Origin of the sequence: Sphingobacterium sp. UBA5639 (assembly GCF_002421245.1) — a bacterium.
Taxonomy (GTDB): domain Bacteria; phylum Bacteroidota; class Bacteroidia; order Sphingobacteriales; family Sphingobacteriaceae; genus Sphingobacterium; species Sphingobacterium multivorum.
On sequence record NZ_DIJR01000034.1, the window covers coordinates 37,375 to 60,669 of the forward strand.

23 protein-coding genes and 1 pseudogene are annotated in these 23,295 nt (G+C 40.0%); 14 read left to right on the top strand and 10 right to left on the bottom strand.

From position 1 onward, the window contains the following. Nucleotides 1-14: 14 nt before the first annotated feature. Nucleotides 15-698 carry a hypothetical protein gene (locus B4Z90_RS21515; protein ID WP_046675907.1) on the top strand — a complete coding sequence of 228 codons (684 nt, stop codon included), beginning with the start codon at nt 15-17 and terminating at the stop codon, nt 696-698. A gap of 109 nt (nt 699-807) precedes the next feature. Beyond that, nucleotides 808-1,557 (top strand): SDR family NAD(P)-dependent oxidoreductase, encoded by a 750-nt coding sequence (locus B4Z90_RS21520; protein ID WP_070568703.1) that lies wholly within the window; start codon nt 808-810, stop codon nt 1,555-1,557. Here B4Z90_RS21520 and B4Z90_RS21525 read toward each other — a convergent pair. The 5 genes and pseudogenes from B4Z90_RS21525 to B4Z90_RS21545 form a co-directional block, all read right to left on the bottom strand. Beyond that, complete coding sequence (locus B4Z90_RS21525) at nt 1,528-1,770, bottom strand: hypothetical protein (RefSeq protein ID WP_286803250.1); 243 nt, start codon at nt 1,768-1,770, stop codon at nt 1,528-1,530. The genes B4Z90_RS21520 and B4Z90_RS21525 overlap by 30 nt on opposite strands. A 13-nt stretch (nt 1,771-1,783) precedes the next feature. After that, nucleotides 1,784-3,343, bottom strand: coding sequence for a sulfatase family protein (locus B4Z90_RS21530; protein WP_115048099.1), 1,560 nt, complete (start codon nt 3,341-3,343; stop codon nt 1,784-1,786). 152 nt (nt 3,344-3,495) lie between these two features. Then, nucleotides 3,496-4,080 carry a YdeI/OmpD-associated family protein gene (locus B4Z90_RS21535; protein ID WP_236560166.1) on the bottom strand — a complete coding sequence of 195 codons (585 nt, stop codon included), beginning with the start codon at nt 4,078-4,080 and terminating at the stop codon, nt 3,496-3,498. A gap of 8 nt (nt 4,081-4,088) precedes the next feature. Beyond that, nucleotides 4,089-4,607, bottom strand: coding sequence for an SRPBCC domain-containing protein (locus B4Z90_RS21540; protein ID WP_312195394.1), 519 nt, complete (start codon nt 4,605-4,607; stop codon nt 4,089-4,091). Then, nucleotides 4,555-4,874 (bottom strand): annotated as a pseudogene (locus tag B4Z90_RS21545) (ArsR/SmtB family transcription factor). The gene B4Z90_RS21540 and the pseudogene B4Z90_RS21545 overlap by 53 nt, the downstream one beginning before the upstream one ends. Nucleotides 4,875-5,082: 208 nt before the next feature. On the opposite strand from B4Z90_RS21545, the gene B4Z90_RS21550 reads away from it, so the two are divergent. The 9 genes from B4Z90_RS21550 (at nt 5,083) to B4Z90_RS21590 (ending at nt 13,152) form a co-directional block, all read left to right on the top strand. Continuing rightward, complete coding sequence (locus B4Z90_RS21550; RefSeq protein ID WP_070568694.1) at nt 5,083-5,715, top strand: hypothetical protein; 633 nt, start codon at nt 5,083-5,085, stop codon at nt 5,713-5,715. A gap of 176 nt (nt 5,716-5,891) precedes the next feature. Then, on the top strand, nt 5,892-7,538 hold the full coding sequence (locus B4Z90_RS21555; protein WP_236560167.1) for a carboxylesterase/lipase family protein: 1,647 nt from the start codon (nt 5,892-5,894) through the stop codon (nt 7,536-7,538). Between the two features lie 236 nt (nt 7,539-7,774). After that, a complete protein-coding gene (locus B4Z90_RS21560; RefSeq protein ID WP_070568688.1) occupies nt 7,775-8,908 on the top strand; it encodes an NAD(P)/FAD-dependent oxidoreductase in 1,134 nt (377 codons plus the stop codon). Beyond that, complete coding sequence (locus tag B4Z90_RS21565; RefSeq protein WP_159332896.1) at nt 8,899-9,612, top strand: methyltransferase domain-containing protein; 714 nt, start codon at nt 8,899-8,901, stop codon at nt 9,610-9,612. The genes B4Z90_RS21560 and B4Z90_RS21565 overlap by 10 nt, the downstream gene beginning before the upstream one ends. After that, on the top strand, nt 9,609-10,661 hold the full coding sequence (locus tag B4Z90_RS21570) for a type III polyketide synthase (protein ID WP_070568681.1): 1,053 nt from the start codon (nt 9,609-9,611) through the stop codon (nt 10,659-10,661). Before B4Z90_RS21565 ends, B4Z90_RS21570 begins: the two co-directional genes overlap by 4 nt. A 17-nt stretch (nt 10,662-10,678) precedes the next feature. Then, nucleotides 10,679-11,116 carry a 3-hydroxyacyl-ACP dehydratase FabZ family protein gene (locus B4Z90_RS21575; protein ID WP_070568678.1) on the top strand — a complete coding sequence of 146 codons (438 nt, stop codon included), beginning with the start codon at nt 10,679-10,681 and terminating at the stop codon, nt 11,114-11,116. Next, nucleotides 11,113-12,384: a beta-ketoacyl-[acyl-carrier-protein] synthase family protein gene (locus B4Z90_RS21580; RefSeq protein WP_070568675.1), complete on the top strand. Its 1,272-nt coding sequence runs from the start codon at nt 11,113-11,115 to the stop codon at nt 12,382-12,384. Before B4Z90_RS21575 ends, B4Z90_RS21580 begins: the two co-directional genes overlap by 4 nt. Before the next feature lie 4 nt (nt 12,385-12,388). Next, nucleotides 12,389-12,643 (top strand): acyl carrier protein, encoded by a 255-nt coding sequence (locus B4Z90_RS21585; RefSeq protein WP_070568672.1) that lies wholly within the window; start codon nt 12,389-12,391, stop codon nt 12,641-12,643. Further along, entirely contained in the window at nt 12,640-13,152 is a 513-nt protein-coding gene (locus B4Z90_RS21590; RefSeq protein WP_115048101.1) for a 4'-phosphopantetheinyl transferase family protein, read from the top strand. The genes B4Z90_RS21585 and B4Z90_RS21590 overlap by 4 nt, the downstream gene beginning before the upstream one ends. A 17-nt stretch (nt 13,153-13,169) precedes the next feature. On the opposite strand, the gene B4Z90_RS21595 is transcribed toward B4Z90_RS21590, so the two are convergent. The 4 genes from B4Z90_RS21595 to B4Z90_RS21610 form a co-directional block, all read right to left on the bottom strand. Continuing rightward, nucleotides 13,170-14,228 carry an alpha/beta hydrolase gene (locus B4Z90_RS21595; protein WP_070568666.1) on the bottom strand — a complete coding sequence of 353 codons (1,059 nt, stop codon included), beginning with the start codon at nt 14,226-14,228 and terminating at the stop codon, nt 13,170-13,172. Between the two features lie 173 nt (nt 14,229-14,401). Next, nucleotides 14,402-15,709: a hypothetical protein gene (locus tag B4Z90_RS21600; RefSeq protein ID WP_159332897.1), complete on the bottom strand. Its 1,308-nt coding sequence runs from the start codon at nt 15,707-15,709 to the stop codon at nt 14,402-14,404. 129 nt (nt 15,710-15,838) lie between these two features. Then, a complete protein-coding gene (locus B4Z90_RS21605) occupies nt 15,839-17,101 on the bottom strand; it encodes a serine hydrolase domain-containing protein (protein ID WP_201639365.1) in 1,263 nt (420 codons plus the stop codon). Between the two features lie 116 nt (nt 17,102-17,217). After that, nucleotides 17,218-18,042 carry a helix-turn-helix domain-containing protein gene (locus B4Z90_RS21610; RefSeq protein WP_070568657.1) on the bottom strand — a complete coding sequence of 275 codons (825 nt, stop codon included), beginning with the start codon at nt 18,040-18,042 and terminating at the stop codon, nt 17,218-17,220. A gap of 213 nt (nt 18,043-18,255) precedes the next feature. Between B4Z90_RS21610 and B4Z90_RS21615 the strand changes: the two genes are divergently transcribed. Next, the gene (locus B4Z90_RS21615; protein WP_236560168.1) at nt 18,256-19,068 is read left to right on the top strand and encodes a class I SAM-dependent methyltransferase; all 813 of its coding nucleotides are present in this window, start codon (nt 18,256-18,258) and stop codon (nt 19,066-19,068) included. Between the two features lie 27 nt (nt 19,069-19,095). Here the strand turns inward: B4Z90_RS21615 and B4Z90_RS21620 are convergent, their stop codons facing one another. After that, nucleotides 19,096-19,494 (bottom strand): DUF1801 domain-containing protein, encoded by a 399-nt coding sequence (locus B4Z90_RS21620; RefSeq protein ID WP_115048105.1) that lies wholly within the window; start codon nt 19,492-19,494, stop codon nt 19,096-19,098. A gap of 276 nt (nt 19,495-19,770) precedes the next feature. Between B4Z90_RS21620 and B4Z90_RS21625 the strand changes: the two genes are divergently transcribed. Continuing rightward, the gene (locus B4Z90_RS21625) at nt 19,771-21,858 is read left to right on the top strand and encodes a DUF7594 domain-containing protein (RefSeq protein WP_115048107.1); all 2,088 of its coding nucleotides are present in this window, start codon (nt 19,771-19,773) and stop codon (nt 21,856-21,858) included. A gap of 311 nt (nt 21,859-22,169) precedes the next feature. Continuing rightward, the gene (locus B4Z90_RS21630; protein WP_115048109.1) at nt 22,170-23,291 is read left to right on the top strand and encodes a vWA domain-containing protein; all 1,122 of its coding nucleotides are present in this window, start codon (nt 22,170-22,172) and stop codon (nt 23,289-23,291) included. Nucleotides 23,292-23,295 lie beyond the last annotated feature (4 nt).

Sequence of the window (23,295 nt, forward strand, 5' to 3'; positions counted from 1 at the left end):
TTAAATTTTATTTTATGATGTTGTACATCGGCATTTTTGCTGTTATCGTTGTGGCTTGCGTGTTTTTTTCTCTTATGATGATGAAAAAGCAAAAGGAAACGGCCAAAAAATATGAAGGTGAATCCGGGATTGGCCTAGCCCCAGGTGTAAAAGATGAATTGTTAAATGATGAATTTAGCGAATTAAGAAAACAATTGAACGGCGCTCCAATCGACGCCTTTACGCAATGCGCGTATATTGCAACGGTTGGGGATAAAGTTGCTTCGGCTGCGGCGACAGCAGCGAAGACTGTTGCTTGGGCGGCTGTAGGAGTAAAGGCTCGTTACAATGAACGGGATAACGCTTCTTATCTGGTGCTTAGCAACAACGAATTGCATTACGTATTTTTTGATGAGGGGGAGGTGAGAGACCATTTGGTTTTCGATCATGAAACCTTGCTCAATGCACGGACTGCGCAGATTACAAATGCTGAAAAGGTAACGCGTATGGGCTCCGTTATGGGCTTGAAACCTAAGAAAATGCATCTTGACCTCAATGGAAATGGGCTCGATATCATGTATTATGGCACTGTTCAGCGTATGCCGCATGGTATTATTTCTCCAGGTTCAGGTATGTTTGAAACGCAAGCCAAGCTCCAATTGATGGGGCGTTTGTTTTTGGATAGATTATATAAAAAATATCCGCAGCTACAGAACTAACCCGTCTAGAAATGTCATTTTAGTTTCGATTTAAATGAAGTAAATGTCCGCTTCTGCTTTATTCCGCGTTGCTTTTAGTAAATTGTATTTATCATAAAATTTATAACATATGAAAATTTTAGCAGATAAAGTAGCTTTGGTAACAGGAGCTGGTTCGGGGATCGGCCAGGCTGTTGCACTGGCTTATGGTAAAGAAGGAGCAAAGGTCGTTGTCTCAGATATCAATGAGCAAGCGGGCCAAGAAACAGTAAAACAAATTGAATCTCTGGGAGGAGAGGCCGCGTTCTTTAAAGCAGATAGCTCATCTCCGACTGACAATGAGGCGTTGGTAGCTTTTGCAGTCAAAACATTTGGTCGGCTCGATATTGCCTGTAATAACGCGGGTATTGGGGGAGAGACTGCCCTAACTGGAGAGTATAGTCTAGATGGCTGGAAAAAAGTCATCGATATTAATTTCAATGGCGTATTTTATGGCTGTAAATATCAGCTGGAGGCGATGGAAAAAAATGGAGGCGGAGTTATTGTGAATATGGCTTCCATTCATGGTACTGTTGCTGCGCCAATGTCAAGTGCCTATACTGCAGCCAAACATGCTGTTGTGGGATTGACAAAGAACATTGGTGCAGAATATGGTCAAAAAAATATTCGTTGCAATGCGGTCGGACCCGGCTACATTGATACCCCGTTATTGGCGAAGTTGGATAAAGAGCATATCAATGCATTAATCGGTAAACACCCTATTGGACGTTTGGGAAAGGCCGAAGAAGTCGCTGAACTGGTTCTTTTCCTAAGTTCGGATAAATCCTCCTTTATGACAGGAGGGTACTATTTAGTTGATGGTGGATATACCGCTGTTTAACAGAGGTCGTTTAATAAAAACGGGGATCCAAAGCTGGATCCCCGTTTTTATTATAATTGAGTTGACGATGGTTGGCAGCAGGTCCATATCATCCATTAAAATAATAACGGTGTTTGGGGGTGGAGCCGGTTTATTCCCATCTGTAATGGAAGCTGCAGAAGCGTCAAGGGTAAATAAGAATGGTATAAACGAAAATAGATGCTTTAAATCCATCGCTTGTAATTAATTATTTAACGGTTAAGTGTTCTTGCTTGAGGACCTGCTGAAAAGCGGGTCTTGTTGCATCATCATCGCCTGCTTCGGCTTTTAGTTTAGTCAGCTTTTTCTTCAACCGGGCAATTTCTTTGACATATTTTTTGTCTAGAATGGCGTTGTGTGTTTCCATGGGGTCCTGATGTAGATCATAGAATTCCCAGGCTGGTGCTGTTGTTTTGGAGTCACTACCTGTCATTTCTAAGGGCTGTCCGTAAAAATAAATCAGTTTGTAACGTTCATCACGGACTCCCAGGTGGGCAGGGCGTATTGGTGCATGTTGCCAGTAACGGTAATATAGGGCAGAGCGCCATGCTTTGGATGTATTTCCTTTGAGGTTATTCCGGAAGCTTTCGCCTTGGATGTAAGCGGGTTTTTTGATGCCGGCATAGTCTGCAAATAGCGCAGCGAAATCGATATTTGGAATCATATCGTCTAATCGACTACCTGCTTTGATTTCTTTGGGGTAGCTGATTACAAAAGGCATGCGCAGTGATTCTTCGTACATGAGACGTTTATCCATGAAATTGTGTTCTCCCAAGAAGTAACCTTGATCGGAAGCTAGGATCACAACGGTATTTTCGTCCAAATTTGCGGTTTTAAGGTAATGCATAATTTTTCCCAGATTATCATCAATCCCAGCGACGCAACGCAGATAATCTTTGATGAACTTTTGGTAGATCTTTTTGCGAGCTTCTAAAGGGTCCATTCCTTTTGTTGAAAACGGAAGCTCGGGATAAGATGTCCAAAAGGGGCCAACCGAAGCTTGCTCATAACGGCGGCCAAGCTCTTCCAAGGGTTGGCCTTCAAAAGAGCGTCCAGTCGTGATTGCTCCTGAGTCCAAAAATGTAGGAGGATAAGGAAACTCCACATCTTTGTAGTAATCTTTGAATCGCTCAGCAAAATCAAAGGGTTCATGGGTCGCCTTGTAATGACACATTAAAAAGAAGGGTTTGTCTGGGTCGCGTGATTTTAACCAGTCCAGACTCATCGTTGTGGTGATATCATCTACATAGCCTTCGTAAGGTGTGCCAGCCTCTTCCTTATCATTCCAATTGTCTTTAGAGAGGTAAGTCGGGTTATGATAAACACCGTGTCCAGGTAGAACTTTAAAATCGTCAAATCCACTTGGCCTCTTTTTTAGGTGCCATTTTCCAAAAACAGCAGTTTGGTAGCCTGCATGGTGCAGATCCTTAGCGATGTTTTCCTTATCGGGATCCAAAGCATCTTCAAGTGTGTAAACTTGGTTTTTATTACTGTACTGTCCTGTCAGTATGGTTGCACGGCTAGGGGTGCAAATGGAATTTGTACAGAAGGTATTATTGAGCACCGCCCCTTGACTGGCTAATTTTTCAATATTCGGATTTTTGATAAAATCTTTTAAAATACCACCGTATACGCCCCATGCCTGGGCCGTGAAATCGTCCGTCAGGATAAAGACGATATTGGGGCGTTGTGTTGCGTTGTTCTTTTTCTGTGCTTGTGAAAAAATGGGCAAGAGGCCGCAGAGGAGCAATACTAATTTTTTATTCATGTGAATTCAGCGATATATGAGTCGACGAATTGAGTATACCGGATTACGATAATTGCTATAATCGTTCGTCTTGGTCTAGTTCTGTCTATTTGATTGTAGACAAATCTACTCTTTATAGACTACTATATCGCGAATAAACTGTAATAAATATGTTAGTCATCGACACCTTTTCCATCGAGAATATGCTGGTAGTATTTTTCGATTCTTGCCTCGCGAGTTTTCACTTGTTTTGCCTGGTTAAAGTAGAATAGATACCCTTTTTGCCGACCAGGCGTAAGTGATTGAAAGGCTTTTTGGAGCAAAGGGTCTTCCAGTAAGGCGCGCTTAAATTCTTCTGGTACAGGGTAATCAGTAGCTTTTCGCATGTCCACTTTCTTACCTGATTTTTCAATTTCGATGGCTTCCTGAATATATGCCGATATCACCTCTCGTAATGATTCAATCTGTTCAACAGTGGTGAATCTAAGCTGTCTGGCCGATTGAACATTTTCGGTTTGCTGGATCAATATATTTTTGGGATCTTTTAATAATGCACCTTTGTGGAATAGCAGTGCACAGTATTCTTTAAACCCGTGTATCAATACGACATTTTTACCTTCAAATGTATAACAAGGGTGCATCCATTTATAATCCTCTTGCAGTGTTTTATTGCCACGGACAATTTCTCTCAACAGATTGAATTCTTCATTCCATCTTGTCGCATTTTCAAAAAAATGTTCAATTTTTGGATTCATCATGTAGTGCTTTAGGTAAGTTTGGAAAGAATTTCTTGTAATCTGTTGTGCGCCATATTGATTCCTTGCGCAAAAGGCATCTGTAGCAGCTGGTTTCTAAACGCGACCGACTGAAATATAATATGGATGTGAAGCCTGCTACGTTCTGCACCTATTTTTTCAAATGTTAAATATTCCAATTGTACGGGAAATGTACTGTTTTCCATTTCAAACGTCCGTGTGATACGTTGATTGGGCAGGAATTCGTGTATCGTTCCATTTGCTTTGAACATGACCTGGCCATTATGGGAAGTTTCAAACGCATAGGAGCCATGCGTTTTATTTTCCAATTTTAGGACTTTGGTTCCCATCCACTGTTCAAAAATTTCGGGATCCTCGTATGCTTTGAAGAGCAGTTCAACAGGTAAATCGAACTCTCTTGTAATGACAATCTCCTGTTTATTATCCTCAGCCTGTACGTTGGTTTTTACCTCCATATTATTTGTTCTTGTAGTTTTGCATAATAGCTTCCAATTTATTGAATCTGTCATCCCACATTTGACGAAAGGTTCGATGAAATCTGCAATTTCTTTCATCTTCGTTGGGTTGAGTTGATAGTATATCTCACGTCCATTTTGTTGAGACTTTAATAACTCACATGTTGTCAATATTTGTAAATGTTTTGAAACTGTCGGTCTTGCGGTGTTGAAGTTGGCTGCAATTGCACCTGCAGTCATGGCTTGTGAGGCCAAAAGAAGTAAGATCGCTCTTCTTGTTGGATCTGCTATAGCTTGGAAAACATCTCGTCTTAAGTTCATTTTGAAGTCATTTGACTACGAATATACGTGTAGTTATTTAGCTACGCAAATATTTTTTACATTTCTGTAGAGAAAATCGGTTGGCAGAAAAGGAGATGACGAATAAAAATTCTTTCCTGGCGGATTTAAAATGAAAACAATCGAGAATTAAACCTACTGATCAATGTTTGGCGAATAATGCTAAATTAGGGTAATTAATTATAACAAGATGAAAACACAGTTATCGTACTTAAAAAAATTGAGCGTATTGGGGACGAAAACTTTAGTCAAATATTATTTGCTGGCTATTGTTTCGACTTTACTTTATTTGGTGGTTGGTAGTTTACAATTTAATGCTAGTCATGAAGCTTTCTTTTCGACAGTCAGTCCTGTACAAGCCGTGGCTAAATTCCTTTGGTTGATTGGATTGATCCTGCTACCTGTATTACTTTTTATTTTCAGCAACAAATATGTGTTTTCGAAGATTGCAAGTCTTGTCGTGGAGGAAAGGCAGGATGATCTCATTCTTCCGGCATTTGACAAAGTACTCTTAATTTTTCAATCAAATCAGCCCGATGTAATACAAAATGTCGCTGATTATTCGTTTGCGAAACTTAAACTGATTAATGACGTAAAAAATACCAAAATTGAGAGCCCTTGGGTGCGACGCATTGTCATTTTTGGTCTGAACAAAGTGAAGTTTGATTCTTTGGATTTGGACAATAACACTAGCTTCTATGCTATTATAAGGTCAAAGTTTATTGGTGTACTCGAAATATTGACCACAGCAAGTAGTAAGCCATTTTGGACATGTATTCTTGTCCAATGGCTTATGCTACTTTTTGTTTGGCTGACCAACTAAATGCGTTGATCACTGCAAGCAAGCAAGCAAGCAAGCATCCGGCTGCTGCAGGTATTTGTCTATTGGTTAAGTTTACTTTAAGTCTTTGCGCTGAAATGTCAGATTATCACGACGGTATAGATTTTATTTTGTATTTTAACTTTAAGAATAATACCATGGAGTTATAAATGAATGTTATGATGAAAAAGATTTTTTTTACAGTTGTTGGGCTTTTGGTTGCATCGTTTGTTTTCGCCCAAATGCCACAGGTAAAGGTTGAAGAGGGGGTGCTAGAAGGGATTATCTTGTCAAGCGGGGTCGAGTCCTTCCGAGGGATCCCCTTTGCAAAACCCCCAGTAGGCGATCTAAGATGGAAAGAACCGCAAGCTGCTGAACACTGGTCTGGTATCCGTAAAGCAGATCATTTTGGTTATTCTCCGATGCAGAAACCGATCTATGGGGATATGCGATTTCGGTCGCCGGGGATCAGTGAAGACTGTCTATACCTGAATGTATGGCGTCCAAAGAGTCTTCATTCAGGCAAACTTCCTGTTTTAGTTTATTTTTACGGCGGGGGTTTCAATGCTGGTGATGGATCTGAAAATCGTTATGATGGTGAAAGTTTTGCCAAAGAAGGTCTTATTGTCGTTACTGTCAACTATCGTCTTGGTATCTTTGGTTTCTTCGCGCATCCAGCATTAACGGAGGAATCACCGAAACATGCTTCAGGAAATTATGGACTGCTGGATCAGCATGCAGCTTTGGTTTGGGTCAAAAAAAATATAGCTGCATTCGGCGGTGATCCCGATGCGGTCACCATCGGTGGCGAGTCGGCAGGAAGTATGTCTGTTTCCGCTCAAATGACTAGTCCGCTATCCAAGGGGTTGTTTACGCGTGCTATCGGTCAGAGCGGAAGTGTCTTTAACTTACGGTATGGTACAGCCTCTATTACTGAGCAGGAACAACAGGGTGTTGCATTTGCATCGCGGGTAAATGCAACAGGTCTTGATCAACTGCGTGAAATTCCTGCGGCCGAACTTCTAGATAAAGCCAGCGAGCCAGGAGCCTTCACTACCCGTTTGATTGTTGATGGCTATTTTTTGCCGCGATCTCCATTGGCTATTTTTGAAGCCGGGGAGCAATCTAAGGTTCCCTTGCTTGCCGGTTGGACTTCCACGGAAGCTCCGTATATGGCTTACATGGGTAAATCTTACCCATCTCCGGAGAATTATGAGAAGTTGGTAAGAGCACAGTTTGGTGTTAAAGCTGAAGAAGTGCTCAAGGAGTATCCAGGGAAGACCGAGGCAGAAGTCATTGAATCGGCAACTGCATTAGCTAGCGATAATTTTATTGCGTATAGTACTTGGAAATGGCTTGACCTGCAACGAAAGAATAGCGGTAACCCAGTCTTCGTTTATATATTCGGTAAACCGCGGCCACCCATGCAACCGGCATATCGTGATGCACAAACCGGGCTTGCCGGAGGAATTAGCAAGAAATCTACACAAGAAAACAAGGAAAAAAGCCCACAGCCCCTACCGGGAGCTTTCCATGCCAGTGATATCGAATATTTATTGGGAAATCTGCAGAGTAATGATGTTTTTGCCTGGACAGAAGATGATTACAAGGTTTCGAAACTTGGTCAGCAGTACTTTGTTAATTTTATCAAGACGGGTGATCCAAATGGAAAAGGACTTCCAGCCTGGCCGAAAACAACAGCAAAAGATCAGCGAATGAATATCTTGAATTTGAATACCGAGGTGAAAGCTTCTGCTGAAGAATTTCGGAACAGGTATCTTTTTCTGGATAAAATGTTTGTCGACCGTGAATATAAATCCAGATAGTTGCCTTCTTTATTTACGGTCAAATAAAAACCATTTATCGCTAAGGGCTGTTATCAGAGAGACTTTTTATAAAAGCGGATGGATGATATTGTCCTGTGCAGGAAAATCCTAGGTCGCGAACAGATGTATTAAGAATCGTCTGTTGAATAGCGGGGGCAACCAATGTAGGAGACCGAAGCATGATTTGTAACGTTGATTTTTTGTAGATGAAACTCATATAGAACAAACTTGGATATATGGTAATACCCCCTGATGTGATTATTATAGGTGGCGGCTTGGCTGGACTTACAAGTGCATTGCATCTGTCTAAACAAGGATTCAACGTGACGTTAATCGAAAAACATGATTTTCCTCGTCATAAGGTTTGCGGCGAATATGTTTCGAACGAAGTCTTGCCCTATCTGCATTGGCTACAAGTGGATGTCGAATCGCTCTGTCCAACACATATTCGGGAGCTTGAATTCACGACAGAAGGTGGGCAGATGAATAGGGTCAGGTTACCCTTGGGTGGAATTGGCATCAGTCGTTACGCGTTGGATGATCTGTTATATCAGCGAGCAAAAGGGGCGGGTTGTACAATTGTTATTGCGACCGTCACAGGCGTATCCTTTAGCAATGATACATTTGCTGTTTCATTTCAAGATCAGGTATTAAGATCAAAAATTGTACTGGGCGCATATGGAAAACGCAGCAATGTGGATCAGCTCTTATCCCGCGATTTTATAACAAAAACCTCTCCGTGGATGGCTGTTAAAGCACACTATTCGGGCGATTTTCCGAATGACCTTATTGCCTTGCATCATTTTGAAGGCGGTTATTGTGGTATTTCTAAGGTCGAAGATGACCAGATAAATTTATGTTATCTGGCCGATGTAAAAACGTTCAAGAGGTATAAAAATATAGGTGATTATCAAAAGTATGTGTTGTCTAAAAATAGGCATCTTCAGTGTTTTTTTGAAAAGAGTAGACTACTTTTTGACAAGCCGCTTGCAATAAGTCAATTTTCATTTGATCAGAAATCAGCGGTAGAAAACCATATGCTTATGATTGGTGATACGGCCGGTCTTATTCATCCATTCTGTGGAAATGGGATGGCGATGGCGATACATAGTGCAAAAATGGCTTCCGAGCTTATTGTGGACTATTTCCATGGTCATATCGATTCGCGCCAGCAATTGGAACAGTCCTATATGAATCAATGGAATCGAACCTTTAAAAGACGGCTCTTATTCGGACGACTTCTGTCGGGTGTACTGCGTTATAAAATAGGTGCCGCGGTTCTAATGAAGGCTACGATATTTTTTCCAAAAATCTTAAGTTGGATGATAAAACAAACTCATGGAAATGCAAGCTCAATAAAATGGGGATAGACACAAGATATAGAACATCGCAGAATGAGATCATGGACGATTTTCGGCTGGAGGGCGACGAACTTCGCGTCACGCTGGATCGAATTGCAAAGATTAATCGTTTTCTAGGCGGAAATAGCATTACGTTGAATGGTGTGAAAACATTGCTTTCAACCGGCTACAAGAATGAAACAATAACCATTGTGGATATCGGTTGTGGTAATGGGGACATGCTTCGCATGTTAAGCGATTATGGCAATAGACATCATATTAAGCTTTCATTGCTCGGGATTGATGCTAATCCGTATACAATAAATTGTGCAAGGGATCTGTCGAAAGATTATACCAATATATCCTATTTGTGTGCAGATATCTTTGAAGCGAATTTTGAAGATGTCAAGTATGACATTGTTCTGTGTACGCTTACTTTACATCATTTCGACGATGAAGCGATTTTTCGTCTGCTAGATAGCCTGGTCAACGTATCAAAATTGGGGGTCGTCATAAACGATTTACAAAGGAGTAAAATGGCTTACCGGCTTTTTCAAACTATTGCTGTTGTTTTTAGGTTAAATAGAATGACAAAAGTGGATGGGCTTGTTTCCATACTGCGCGGGTTTAAAAAGATTGAGCTTGTACAATTCGCAAAGAGATTACGGTTAGAACATTACACCATCCAATGGAAATGGGCCTTTCGTTACCAGTGGATAATTTTCAATATATGAATGTTAAAATAATAAATGTTGCCAAGCAACTCCCTAAATACTCTTGTACTACCGTTGATATTCTTCCGCTATTGGATATTTGGCTTCATGGACAGGAACCTCGTTTTATTAAGAAAATCAAGAAACTTTTCGAAGGTGCCGCCGTGGACAGGCGCTATGCGATTATGGATCCGATCGAAGTCTTCACGGCGACATCTTTTGAAGAAAAAAACAATGTGTATTGCCGGGAGGCGATAGCCCTAGGGGAGCAAGCACTTCGTCAGGCCCTTGAACAAACGGGCTGGGATCCCCAGTCTCTGGATTATATCATTACAGTCAGTTGCACTGGAATTATGATCCCCTCTCTAGACGCGTATCTTATTAATAGGATGAAACTCCGACAGGATATTGTGCGGTTACCAGTTACTGAAATGGGTTGCGTTGCCGGTGTTTCAGGTATTATTTATGCTAAAAATTTTCTTCAGGCAAACCCAGGTAAACGTGCTGCGGTTATTGCCGTCGAAGCGCCAACAGCGACTTTTCAGCTGGAAGATTTCTCGATGTCGAATATGGTCAGTGCCGCCATTTTCGGCGATGGTGCAGCTTGCTGTCTGCTTTCATCCTGTGAGGAAGATTGCGGACCTGTAATTCTTGATCAGGAGATGTATCATTTTTATGATGCGGAGGACATTATGGGGTTTAAATTGACCAACACTGGTATGCAGATGGTACTGGATGTGGATGTGCCCAATGTGATTGCGTCCCATTTTGATGCAGTTATACATCCATTCCTGAAAAAGAACCAGCTGGAAATTAAAGATATTAATTACATGATTTTTCATCCGGGCGGGAAAAAGATCGTAGCCACAATCGAGGAGATTTTTGCTGAATTTGATAAAGATATTGAAGATACTAAGGCTATACTAGCGGACTATGGTAATATGTCGAGCGCTACGGTACTCTACGTCCTTGAACGTATTATGAAACGTAAGCCTCAAGCCGGTGAATTGGGGCTGATGCTGAGTTTCGGTCCGGGATTTTCAGCACAGCGGGTTTTATTACAGTGGTAACTTACTCATTTTGAACAATGGAATTGAATGCTATACTAGCGAAATTGCCCTACAGGGCCCCATTTTTATTTGTCGATGAGTTGATTCATGTCGATGACGAAGGTGTTGCAGGTACCTATACTTTTGATGAAGATCTGGACTTTTATCGCGGCCATTTTTATGATAGAGCGATTACCCCGGGAGTTATTCTGATCGAAACGATGGCTCAAATAGGTCTGGCCTGTTTGGGAATCTTTCTGCTCAATAAAGACTTAATGCAAGGCTCGTCTATTGCGTTGACTTCTACTGAAATACAGTTTTTAAAACCAGTATATCCAAAGGAGAAAGTCACCGTGTTTTCAAAAAAAATATATTTTAGGTTTGGCAAACTAAAGTGTGCCGTTACGATGAAGAATGAAGCCGGACAGGAAGTTTGTAAAGGGATATTGGCAGGCATGATGACGGAGGAGTTATGAAGAGAGTTGTGATTACTGGACTAGGAGTCGTTGCGCCCAATGGAGTGGGGGTGCCTGCCTTTACTCAGGCCATCAAAGATGGCGTTTCGGGTATTAGACATAATGAACAGCTGGAAAAACTACAGTTTTCCTGCCAGATTGCTGGAATGCCGCAAATATCAGATGATCTTAAAAGGCAATATTTCACTGAACTTGAGCTTAGAGGTTTTAATAGTACAGGCATCTTGTACGGAGTCATTGCTGGAATGGAGGCCTGGACAAATGCAGGTCTTCCTATTGTCGTAAATTCGGCCCCCGATTGGGATAGCGGAACAGTCTTTGGTTCAGGTACATCAGGTATTGATAAGTTTCGCGAGAGTATTTATAAAATTGATGAGCTACAAACCCGCAGACTAGGAAGTACTGTTGTGGCGCAAACAATGAACAGTGGTGTCAGTGCATATTTAGGTGGGAAACTAGGCCTCGGAAATCAGGTGACCACCAATTCCTCGGCCTGTGCTACTGGGACTGAAGCAATTCTAATGGCATATGACCGGATTCGGTCCGGAAGAGCAAAACGCATGCTGGCAGGCAGTACTGGAGATAGTGGGCCTTATATTTGGGGCGGTTTTGATGCACTACGTGTCTGTAGTTCGCAATATAATGACCGCCCTGCGGAAGGGTCGCGCCCAATGAGTGCAACAGCCGCAGGGTTCGTCCCGGGTAGTGGGGCTGGAGCCCTATTACTGGAAGATTTGGAAAGTGCCTTAGCACGCAATGCCGTTATATATGGCGAGTTATTGGGCGGCCAAGTAAACTCTGGAGGACAACGGGGAACAGGCAGTATGACAGCTCCAAACGCTGATGCTGTACGCCGTTGCATTCAAGAGGCCCTAAACAATTCGGGAGTCTCCAAATGGGATGTCGATGCTATAAACGGTCATCTAACGGCAACAGCCAAAGATGCTTTTGAAATAGAAAACTGGACCGAGGCACTTGGGCGTAAAGGGAAAGATTTTCCATGGATAAATTCGCTAAAAGGAATGACTGGGCATTGTCTCAGCGCGGCAGGTAGCATAGAATGTGTGGCCACAGTTTTGCAGTTATTTCATGGATTTTTATTCGGAAACAGTAATTGTACTGATTTACATCCCGAGATCGCAGCACTGATAGATCCATCAAGAGTATCAATACATCAAATTGATGTCAAACCCCAAATTATAGCCAAGGCAAGTTTCGGGTTTGGAGATGTAAATGCCTGTTTAATATTTAAAAAATTTGATAACTAAATTTATGAAGAGAGAAGAATTGATCGGTGCTTTAAAACCAATTATAGCACCCTACACAACAAACGAAGAAGCTTTCGCAAAGCTTACTGAAGAGACTGATTTTATGCGTGATCTACAAATTAATTCAGCCAATTTGGTCGATATTGTACTGGATATCGAAGATCAATTTGGGATCGTTATTGAAAATTCTGACATGGAGCGTATGCTTAATATAGGAGCCGCAGTCGAAATAATCGAAAGCAAGTTACAAGAAAAATGATTGGTAATGACATTATCGATCTGGTTCAGTCCAGAAAAGAGAGTAATTGGAGGCGTAGGGGCTTTGTTTCAAAACTATTTGATGAGCAGGAACAACTGTTGATTGTGAACAGTCCAGACCCCGAAATTGTTGTTTGGCTCTTATGGAGCATGAAAGAGGCTGCTTATAAAATATGGAATAGACAGACAGGAATCAGAAAGTACATCCCTTTGAAATTGCGGTGTTCAGTTCATAAACGATCTTCTTGCAAGGCGAGGGGAGAAGTCATCTGCGAAGGAAAAAGGTATTATACGAAGACCATCGTTTCCCCTGATTTTATACATACCATAGCAGCTGGCGAATTAGTTCATTTGGACGATATTGTTGAAATCAAAAGAGATGGAATTATTAAAGATTCTCTCGGAGTCCCAAGCCTCGTTCTGAGGGATGGGAAGAGGCGCTTGCCTGTTTCCGTAAGTAACCATGGCCGTTTTGAGCGAATAGTTTCGATTCATAGCCTATTGACTTAATTAGACGAGCGACCATCTTATTGTACTTGGATGGATTCCTCCCGAAGCATCTGTTTGAATTTGGGATCTCGGATATAACGACTAAAGTCATGGCTTGACATTCCTGTGAAATCAGTCATCGAAAAGATGGTATAATTTTTCTTAAGTGCGTTAAAACTTTCCTCTTTATATCCCAGATCTGTTGGATTAAGTTTATTCGATAAGAATCCAAAAAACTTCTTCAACATCTTATCCGTACCATTTATGGTGATATGTATTTTCTTAACCTGGGAGCTCAGTTCCACAAATTTTTTGGTGTTAGTTGTTGTATCGGTATACTGAAATTCGGAAAGCCCTATGGCTGGCGCCAACATAATACAGGTAATCCTGTTTTTGTTTTCCAATAAAGGTTTTGCCCGCTCGATATCGACCTTATGAATGTCTTTGGCCTGAGCGGAAAAAGAACTGTTGTATTCCGGATTCGAAATAGCACTCATCACCACAGATGCTCCACGACTGTGAGAGATAATGAAGACATCTTTATCGGCCATATTATTCAGTATACGTCTCAATCCAAATTCACCGGCCATCTGGCTAAAGGAGGCTGCGGAAAACCAGTTTTTTGCAGATCGAAACGGAGAGGTTGATCGTAAACCATCCCAATAAAAGCGAATAATTTCGTCGGTTTTGGGATTTGTAACGATATGATCGGCAATATATTTATATTGTTTTACAACGGATTCTTCATCGGCATTAAAGCCATGAACTAAAATGAACACACGTTTTTTTGGTGCAATGCGTTTTGACAGACGCAGCATGTTACCGCGTTCAAAAGCAAGTAACTGTTCGCGGTCGCCTCTGTCGGTGGCAATCTTCATCAGTGAATAAGGGTCTCTAGCAGCTTTATTCGAGGGGATGCCATAACTTTTCTTCCAATTATCGGGGTAGAAATTTCCATTCTGATCCACAAATGAATACCATAAATTGGGATCTACACCAGTATTGGGAGATGCCGAATCAGGAAGGTTATGAATAAGACCACACGAGGCGAACAAGGTGATAATGAGGATGAAGTAGAAAAAATATCTTTTGTTCATATGCTTTATTTCCTTCTATATCAGAATTTTATTTTCACTAGGATCCAATGGCTATCAAATTGGATGTATTTCTACAAAAATTCATTTCATGTAATATAGTCATTATTTTGGATAGCAAAAAGCAAGTCCGCATTTCGTCTGCTTATTATTTTTCCTAATTTATCTGGATGAAGCTAAGGATCTATTCTTTTAATCAAATAAAGCCTATTGCGTCGACTGGTGAAAAGCTGGTAATTTAAAGCCGCATTTGAGTAGTAACCATAGTTATGAAATTGTTCCGTATCCTCAAAAGTCAGCGCTCCAATATTCTTACCATTGATTTCAATCTGAGACCAATGCCACTCCTCATCAAGATATAAATGATCTTTAAATTTTAAGGTGTCGTTTTCGACAACAAGGTGTGAGAAAAGGCAACCTTGCCAACGATCGCCTTGCTCATATTTTCTGCTGTTCAAATCCTGTCGATTGCGAATACGCCTGATTTTTTGGTAATAAACCGATTGAATATTGGCGGGGGAATGATTCGTGACCCATTCATTCTTGTCCCAGTGTCCGAAAAGGTCATTTACTGTACGCCCTCTAGACACAGTTTGCAGATTTAAATTACCATCATCCGATATATTTTCACAGAATATATGCCATTTACCGTCCATGAAATACGTTTTTTTTGAGTAGCTTTTCGAATTGCTGTGTTCGAAATCATAGATTCGCTCAGAAAGAAAATACTGTGCTTTACGATCGATATCATCTAGTTGTTGGCGTTGTTGATCCGCAGTCCAGTTGAGATCGGCATTGCGTATTTCAATGCTGTTTTTTGTGGTATCACCATCTAATGGCCAGCTACGAAAGTAATGTTTTCCTATGTTAATCAGATAGCCCTCGAAAAGAATCTCTGTATCCTTATCTTCATCCTGTGTGTAAGAATATTGATCGATCTGCTTGCCGTTTTTGTCCAATTTATAAAACATATGGATGGTTGGTTCTGCATCGTTAGCGTTTTTAGCCTTGCTCAAACTATGGATGATTAATTCGTTGTTCTTTGTCAAAAACTGATCAATAGGATTACTACTCGCCTTGAAAAGAATGATTTCATGTCGTCCAAGTCTATTTTTGGTGTTATTGATATCGAGATATTGCCCGTATTTTTTCGGGAGTGTCGACGAGTGAAAGAAGTTTTGAATCCTAATATCGATATCAAAAATACCATTTGTATATATAATTGTACCGGCTATCAGCATACATCCCAGTAGATAATATTTCAAAGTACTGGTATCTTTTAACAGCAGATAGAAATAGCAAAATACCCAGCTCAGTATAAATGCAAGCGGCGAAAAAATAATATAATTCAGCTTCACATTGTTGCCTGCATCAAAAATAAAAAAACTGATGAGATAGGCTGCCATAAACACTAGGCATCCGAAAAAAGACTTTAATAAAGGACTCTTTTTAGCTTTCTCCGGATTTTGATCTGTCTGTTGCACGATGTTATAATTTAGGATAGTTTGTATACTATTTAACACTGGACTGATAAGGGCGTAATTTAATTTTTTTCTTTAAGGTTTCAAAGAGTCGATTACACATTTGATGCTAAAAGCATGCATATGGGTTCATTAATTTTTATTGGTCCTTGGGGAAACTTCCTTAACGCCACCTTTTGTTAAAATAAGGGAATTGTAAATTCCTGTTTTGTCTCTAACAAACTCGATTGTTCTGTCGTTGTCGTCTGCCCTGAAAAATTTTGTTTTAGACTCGGGAATGAGTTCAGTATCCGCATCGTTATAGTAGAGTTTGCCTGTAATTTTTAATATATGTATTTTCCCATATTCACCTGCATAGTTATCGTACAGCGTCGTATCTATTTTGGTGGGATAATGTTTATAGGGAAGCTCTACTTCTTTACCCAGCGCAATCGCAGACAGTCCATACCCGATGATATGGGCGGGGGAGCCGTTGTTGGAAAGGACAGTGACAAAGAGTTTGTCCTCAGTAAATCGATTAAAAGAAGTCATTGTACCAAAGAATCCGCCATCATGTGCAATCAAATAATGTCCGTGATTGTAAAATGGATTGATGATAAATCCATAGCCCCAATTTTCAGCGCTATATGGTGTAAACATTTTTTCTTTCATCGCTGCCGATAGAATTGTTGTTCCATAGAGTGCTTTGTCCCAAATGGCTAAATTTTCAACGGTTGAATAAATGCCATCGTGGCCCAGGTTGATCTCCCAGTTGATATGGGGATTATGGATAAAACCTTCTGCATTAGGGTAATATACTTTTGCTTTTTTCGTGACGATGGAATCATTATTACTGACTCCGGTGTTACTCATGCCAGCTTTATCAAATATGTTTTTCTTTAAGAAAGAAGCGTAATGCTCACCTGAGACCTTTTCAATAATCTTTGCTAACAAATAATAACCGATATTACTATAGGCGCTTTTGGTTCCCGGTGAGCATTCGAAAGGAATTTTCTTGATGGCGGCATAAGCAGAATCGCTACTTATACTACTTAATGCGATTTCTTTGAAACCCATAGCAAGTCCTGAGGTGTGTGACAGCAACATGTGGATACTTATACTATCGGCTTTTGGATAATCGGGGAAAATCTTACTGAGTTTATCGTTTAGCGATAATCTTCCGCTGTCTACGAGCTGTAAAATAGCAGCCGCGGTAAATTGTTTTGTGACCGATGCCAACTGAAACTTCGTATCGATCGTATTTTTGATCCTCCATTCATAATCTGCTAAACCGTAGGCTTTTTTTAATAAAATCGCACCGTTTTTCGTGACAAGAACTGTTCCACTAAAATTATTTACATCGGCTTGTGCCTGCATATAGGTGGCAAGTTTGGCTGATGTTTTTTCTTGTGCCACAAGAAAAATTGGACAAAACATAAGTAACATTAAAAGCTTCATAGCGTATGGTATAAATAATTATGGAGCAATGTTACTGTTTAATAAAATAGTGTGATTGTATTTTTGTAAACCTGCTAAATAAAAATCCATTTTATTTGGTCCCGTTCAAGATCAGCTATTTTGGAAAAGAAAATTTTTGGTGTAAACCCTGTTAATTTTTTAAAATCTCTGATCATGTGGGACTGATCGAAATAATCCAGGTTATAAGACAGACCTATTTTGTTGCCATCTTCGAGGTGACTTTGAATCGCAGCTCGAAATCTAATGATTTTTTTGAATTGGGAAGGTGTTTTACAGATATGTTGATCGAATTGCTTATTTATGGTTGTTCTCGATTTTCCTGTTTTTAGCGAAAGTTCTGACATCGATTGATTGAGGTTACTTGTATCTAGCATTTCGGTGATTATGTTTTCGAGCAATGCATTTTCAAATAGCCAAAATTTTGATATCCAATACTCTTCTAAGGCCCTGATTCGCTTGTCTTGTTTATCAATGGAAAGGATAGATGCCATCGCGTTTTTATAATCCAAGTGCGGATTAAAATCGGGAAATGTTCCGCTGTTATAATAGCTTAAATCATTGGGTATAAAAGCATTTATCCCAAGAGGTTTGAAGTAAGTGGTAATTTCATTTATTTTTCCCTCATAACTCACTAAAACAGGTTCATTAAAATTGCATACAAGGTTTGTTTCTATCGAATTGGACGGACAATGCTTCGTAATGACCTCATTTGGGCTTACCTTAGTTTTGGTCTGCTCACTTATCGTCACTATGGTGTAAATGCTCGGAAACGTAAAATATGCCGTCGCTTTTTCTTCGTGAGTTTTCTCAAGTACATAGAAGCATTCAATATATTTTTTTAGAAGTAAGCTCTTTGGTCTATATATTTTTATCGTCATTTATTCTTCATGTAAATAGGTGTTATTCATACATCATCTTTTTAAACTTGGATGTATTGGATAATCGATTTAAATATAGAGAACCTTTATGATAATTTTTACCGAGCTTAATTTCTTAAAACACTTATTTTTAAATTGGGGAAAAGATGAATCCGATAGCATTCAGTTTTTAGCGTACTTTAGTCGGTAATTAACCGTTTAATAAAAAACCAAATGAACGATTTGAATCCAGAAGAAAATTACATCGCAATAAACAAACACTCGTGGAATAATAGAACAGATACACATCTAAAATCAGACTTTTACAATCTAGCAGGATTTTTAAAAGGGGAGACTTCGCTAAATTCAATCGAATTGGCCTTATTGGGTGATATCAGCGGAAAAAAAATATTACACCTACAATGTCATTTCGGACAGGATACAATTTCTTTGAGTAGACTTGGTGCCAAAGTTACTGGTGTTGATCTATCCGACAAGGCGATTGAAAGTGCCCGAGAAATTGCGAAAGAAACGAATGCAGATGTACAGTTTATCTGTTGTGATTTGTATGAGCTTGAGAATCATCTTGACGGACAATTTGATCTGGTCTTTACCAGCTATGGAACGATTACTTGGTTACCGGATTTAGATAAATGGGGGAAAATAATTTCACGTTTCTTGAAACCGAAAGGGAAGTTTGTTTTTGTCGAGTTTCATCCAGTTGTTTGGATGTTCGATGATAATTTTGACAAAATTGGCTATAATTATTTTAATGTTGCTCCAATTGTTGAAACCGAGCAGGGAACCTATGCCGATAAAGATGCAGCTATTTCGCAGTCCTATGTTACCTGGAATCATAGTATGAGTGAGGTCGTTGGAGCTTTACTTCATCATGGGCTAAACATTCAAGACCTGAACGAATTTGACTATTCACCTTATCCCATTTTTAAAAACATGACAGAACTAGATCCTAAAAAATTCAGAATAGCCCATTTGGGAAATAAAATTCCGATGGTCTATGCTATTGTTGCGCGTAAAAGTGAATAAATAGAATGCTGGGAATTGACCAGGTACTTATTTCTTTTTCAAATAACGATTTATCATGGGGCTAAAATCTATTTTGGATGAAGCCTCAATATGTTCTGCCAATACGGATGCGGGAAATTCATCCAATGTTTTGAAATTAATACAACCTTTTTGAAATTTGGCCGTGGGTAATTTTAATTTTAGTTCTTCCATCAATTCGGGGTTAGTATAGATAACCAAGGAATGGAACGAAATGTAATTCTTTGCGACTGTTAGCCCGTATTTAAATACGCCCTGTTCATTAAAGCTAATTGCATTAGGGTTTGACATGAATTTTCCGAAGCTCTCAGAGACGGTATTGTCATTTTCTGTTATCGCTTTCCGGAATTGACGGATGACCTCTTGCTCCGTTTCCGAAAGTGTATTGATATACTGATCTATTTCCATAATATCGTATTGTTCTTAAGGGCTGTAGTTATTAGCTAAAAGTATCAAATTTTCTTCTATATCGATGTAGGTCAGCATAAAAAGATGCATTGATTTATCTTGGTTACATGTTGACCTGCCTTTAAAATTTTACCCCTCTTTATTTCAGATTTTACCCCCTGTGGTTGGCAAGTTATTTATAATTTAATGTTATTAATCAAATTATACAATTCGTATTCGTTGGAATAAGGAATACGTCTGCAAGAATTATAACATTTATAAACTAAAAACAGCATTATGAGAAAATTTATGATGGTGATTTCTATTGGAATCATTGGGCTATTGAGCTGCCAAAAGTCTGTTCAACTAGATTCTCCGACATCACTAAAAACAAAAGCGAAGGTAAATCTAGCAAGTATAGGTAATACTTACTATATAGATCCCAGCGGAAACGATGATAGCACAGGAACGAGCACAACTGCAGCATGGAGAACGCTGGCCAAAATTAATACCTCGGTTTTTGGCCCTGGTGATCGTATTTTGTTCAAGAGTGGTGGCGTATGGAATGACACGTTGCATATGAAAAATTCGGGAACGGCTGAAGCTCCTATTATTATAGATAAATATGGCGGCGATGTTCGTCCGATTATCAACGGTGGTGGAAAGAGAAACGGATCAAATGCACTATACCTCAATAGGGTGTCTTATTTTGAGGTAAATAACCTCGAACTGACAAATACAATCCCAAGCGGAACAAGTTATGCTGCTACGGGGATCCGCGTGGTTGGAGGCAGTTCTGCAGGAACAGCAATTAGCAATGTCTCCGTTAGAAATTGTTATGTTCACGACGTCAATGGTGCGATCGATGGACAGACCAATTATAACAAAAGCTCTGGCGGGATTATCTTAGACGGTAAAATATACGGTGCTTTGGTACAAAGTTGCCACGTAGCCAATTGTTCCGTTGAAGGGATAAGGACCACTGGCGATAGGGCTATGGCAGCAAGATCAAAAGATATTATTATTGATAACAATTTGATTGAATATATCTACGGCGACGGAATCGTTATGTCCGGCGTGACGGGAGGAAGTAAAATCACACACAATACGGTCTATAAGGCATGTATGAACACAGGCTCTGAAAACTATGCGGGTATTTGGACAATTGGTAGCTTGAATACGCTGGTGGCTTATAATGAAGTTTACGGTATGACAGGCGGGGGCGCTAACGATGGAGTCGCGTTCGATGCCGATGGCTACGATACCAATTCAGTAACCGATGGAGATATTTTCGAATACAATTATTCGCATGATAACAACGGCGGATTTATGCTTTTTATGAACCAGTCTAAGAATATTAAAGTTCGCTATAACGTTTCTGTTAACGATATCGGTACAACACGGTTAAAAAAGCTCTTTTTGATCGAAAAAACGACATACGATTCCCGTGAGATTTATAATAATGTATTCTATATCAAAAATCCAACCGCCAGCCTGTTTAACGTCATGAATGGCGTAAGTTCAGGAAAGCCTTATGCAACATTTTCAAATAATATTTTTTACACGACCTCGACCATTAGTAGTTTGTCTACCCAAGCCGATAACGGACTGAAGTTTAACAATAATTGTTTATTCCCGTCGAGTACATTTACGTCATTGAACTGGGGAACTACCGTACGGAACAACAATTTCTATGAAGATCCGGTATTTGTCAATCCAATCGGTGGAAACGGCCTTGACGCTGCAAAAGGTTATGATGTCGGTTCCAGTTCGGCCGCCCTTAATGCTGGTTTATTTATAAGTAACAATGGGGGCGAGGACTTCGCTGGAAACGTGCTGCCATTGGGTAATCCAGACGTTGGAGCGTTTCAGCATGCTGTTGTAGCCAATGCCGGAAGCTCTCTTGCCGATGCCTATGTCCGCAACGGTACCTATGCAAGTACAAATTATGGAACTACAACTGACCTTGTCATCAAATCCGACGCTACATCTTACGCACGTAAAGCATATACTAAATTTGATATTTCGATGATTACTAAACCTAAAGTGAGTTCGGCAAAATTAAAAATGTATGTTGCAGGAGTGAATACAGCACCACAACGTACTATTAATATTTATACAACCTCCACGACATCTTGGTTGGAAAATAGCATTAATTGGAACAATGCACCAATGGATACTGTACTTGTCGGTAAAATTCCTATTTCTGGGATAGGTTTACAGACCATCGACGTCACTTCGGCCATTAACAGATTGCTGACCGGCACTGATCGTAAAGCATCCTTTCTATTTTTAAATACAGCTGCGACCTCTTCTACAAATGATATGTCTTTTAGTAGTAGGGAAGCTGCCGCCAATAAACCGACTTTGGAACTGCTTTATTAAGCTGGTACTTATTCAGGTAATTCTATCCTATTTGTGGAATAACCAAATCAAGAAGTCGCAGAGAATACCAATTCTCTGTGGCTTTTTACGCTTTCCCAATAGCGCTTTATGCTATCACCCAAAAAATCGGGCTAAGTAAACAAGACTGCTATTAATTATAGTGTACATTATTTTTTATGCGTCATACTATAGCCAGTTTTTGAAGTTAAATGGACATACGGTGCTCACAAAAATTATTATTTCGTAAATTCATACTATGAAGCATCCGATACAGGAGTTGGATAGCTTCTTCATACTAATAAGAGGAATGCATGAAAAGCACGAAACGAAGGAAAGGTTTTCTTTTCAAACAATATGAAGAGCCGTTTCAAACGCCTTTTGATAAATTATTTGACATTTTCAAAGAACTGATTACCCATACCTCTGGTGATTTTGATGAAGCCATTGACTGGCTTAGGCAATTGGATAAAGAGTTCAAACTGACGACGCCAGCCTATACGATAGACGATTTCATTGCGGATCTGAAGAATAAAGGTTATATCAGGGAAAAAGTGGAGTTTGGTGGTGAAGGTGGCGTAGATATTACCTCAAAGCTGGAGAAAGCTTTGCGTCAGCATGCCTTGGACCAGATATTTGGGAAAATGAGGAAAGGGAAATCAGGCAATCATAAAACCAATCACCAGGGACGGAGTGACGAAAATATGGGCGATTTCAGAAACTATCAGTACGGAGATAGCCTGGAGAAAATAGTTTTGACAGAGAGCTTGAAAAACGCACAGATCAATCATGGGATAGGTGAGTTTGTCTTATCCGAAAATGATCTCGTCGTAGAAGATACACAGTTTAAGTCACAGATGAGTACAGTGTTGATGATCGATATCAGCCACAGTATGATTTTATACGGCGAGGATCGGATCACTCCTGCAAAAAAAGTGGCGATGGCTTTATCAGAACTTATTTTGACTCGTTACCCGAAAGACTCACTTGACGTCATTGTTTTCGGAAACGATGCATGGCCTATCGCGATAAAAGACCTTCCTTATTTGCAAGTTGGACCATTTCATACCAATACCGTCGCGGGCTTAAAGCTAGCGATGGACTTGCTAAGGCGAAAACGGCATGCGAATAAGCAAATTTTTATGATAACCGACGGGAAACCGAGCTGTTTAAATATGCCGGACGGCACTTACTATAAGAATCCTATGGGTTTGGATCCTTTTATCACCAGCAAATGCTATAGTATGGCTGCGCAGGCTCGAAAGTTGGGAATACCAATTACAACCTTTATGATTGCTTCGGATCCTTATCTACAGCAATTTGTCGACGAGTTTACAGCTTCAAATCAAGGGAAGGCTTATTACACGGGACTTGGGGATCTAGGTGAAATGATCTTTGAGGATTACGAAGAAAATCGAAAAAAAAGAATACGATAAGAAT

Excerpts from the sequence above, each read along its gene's own strand:
- B4Z90_RS21625 (WP_115048107.1), top strand. The coding sequence starts at position 19,771 with ATGAGAAAATTTATGATGGTGATTTCTATTGGAATCATTGGGCTATTG.
- B4Z90_RS21610 (WP_070568657.1), bottom strand. The coding sequence starts at position 18,042 with ATGACGATAAAAATATATAGACCAAAGAGCTTACTTCTAAAAAAATAT.
- B4Z90_RS21630 (WP_115048109.1), top strand. The coding sequence starts at position 22,170 with ATGAAAAGCACGAAACGAAGGAAAGGTTTTCTTTTCAAACAATATGAA.
- B4Z90_RS21515 (WP_046675907.1), top strand. The coding sequence starts at position 15 with ATGATGTTGTACATCGGCATTTTTGCTGTTATCGTTGTGGCTTGCGTG.
- B4Z90_RS21560 (WP_070568688.1), top strand. The coding sequence starts at position 7,775 with ATGGTAATACCCCCTGATGTGATTATTATAGGTGGCGGCTTGGCTGGA.
- B4Z90_RS21590 (WP_115048101.1), top strand. The coding sequence starts at position 12,640 with ATGATTGGTAATGACATTATCGATCTGGTTCAGTCCAGAAAAGAGAGT.
- B4Z90_RS21575 (WP_070568678.1), top strand. The coding sequence starts at position 10,679 with ATGGAATTGAATGCTATACTAGCGAAATTGCCCTACAGGGCCCCATTT.
- B4Z90_RS21585 (WP_070568672.1), top strand. The coding sequence starts at position 12,389 with ATGAAGAGAGAAGAATTGATCGGTGCTTTAAAACCAATTATAGCACCC.
- B4Z90_RS21520 (WP_070568703.1), top strand. The coding sequence starts at position 808 with ATGAAAATTTTAGCAGATAAAGTAGCTTTGGTAACAGGAGCTGGTTCG.
- B4Z90_RS21615 (WP_236560168.1), top strand. The coding sequence starts at position 18,256 with ATGAACGATTTGAATCCAGAAGAAAATTACATCGCAATAAACAAACAC.
- B4Z90_RS21565 (WP_159332896.1), top strand. The coding sequence starts at position 8,899 with ATGGGGATAGACACAAGATATAGAACATCGCAGAATGAGATCATGGAC.
- B4Z90_RS21550 (WP_070568694.1), top strand. The coding sequence starts at position 5,083 with ATGAAAACACAGTTATCGTACTTAAAAAAATTGAGCGTATTGGGGACG.
- B4Z90_RS21595 (WP_070568666.1), bottom strand. The coding sequence starts at position 14,228 with ATGAACAAAAGATATTTTTTCTACTTCATCCTCATTATCACCTTGTTC.
- B4Z90_RS21540 (WP_312195394.1), bottom strand. The coding sequence starts at position 4,607 with ATGACAGATTCAATAAATTGGAAGCTATTATGCAAAACTACAAGAACA.
- B4Z90_RS21535 (WP_236560166.1), bottom strand. The coding sequence starts at position 4,080 with ATGATGAATCCAAAAATTGAACATTTTTTTGAAAATGCGACAAGATGG.
- B4Z90_RS21530 (WP_115048099.1), bottom strand. The coding sequence starts at position 3,343 with ATGAATAAAAAATTAGTATTGCTCCTCTGCGGCCTCTTGCCCATTTTT.
- B4Z90_RS21570 (WP_070568681.1), top strand. The coding sequence starts at position 9,609 with ATGAATGTTAAAATAATAAATGTTGCCAAGCAACTCCCTAAATACTCT.
- B4Z90_RS21555 (WP_236560167.1), top strand. The coding sequence starts at position 5,892 with ATGATGAAAAAGATTTTTTTTACAGTTGTTGGGCTTTTGGTTGCATCG.
- B4Z90_RS21620 (WP_115048105.1), bottom strand. The coding sequence starts at position 19,494 with ATGGAAATAGATCAGTATATCAATACACTTTCGGAAACGGAGCAAGAG.
- B4Z90_RS21580 (WP_070568675.1), top strand. The coding sequence starts at position 11,113 with ATGAAGAGAGTTGTGATTACTGGACTAGGAGTCGTTGCGCCCAATGGA.
- B4Z90_RS21525 (WP_286803250.1), bottom strand. The coding sequence starts at position 1,770 with ATGGATTTAAAGCATCTATTTTCGTTTATACCATTCTTATTTACCCTT.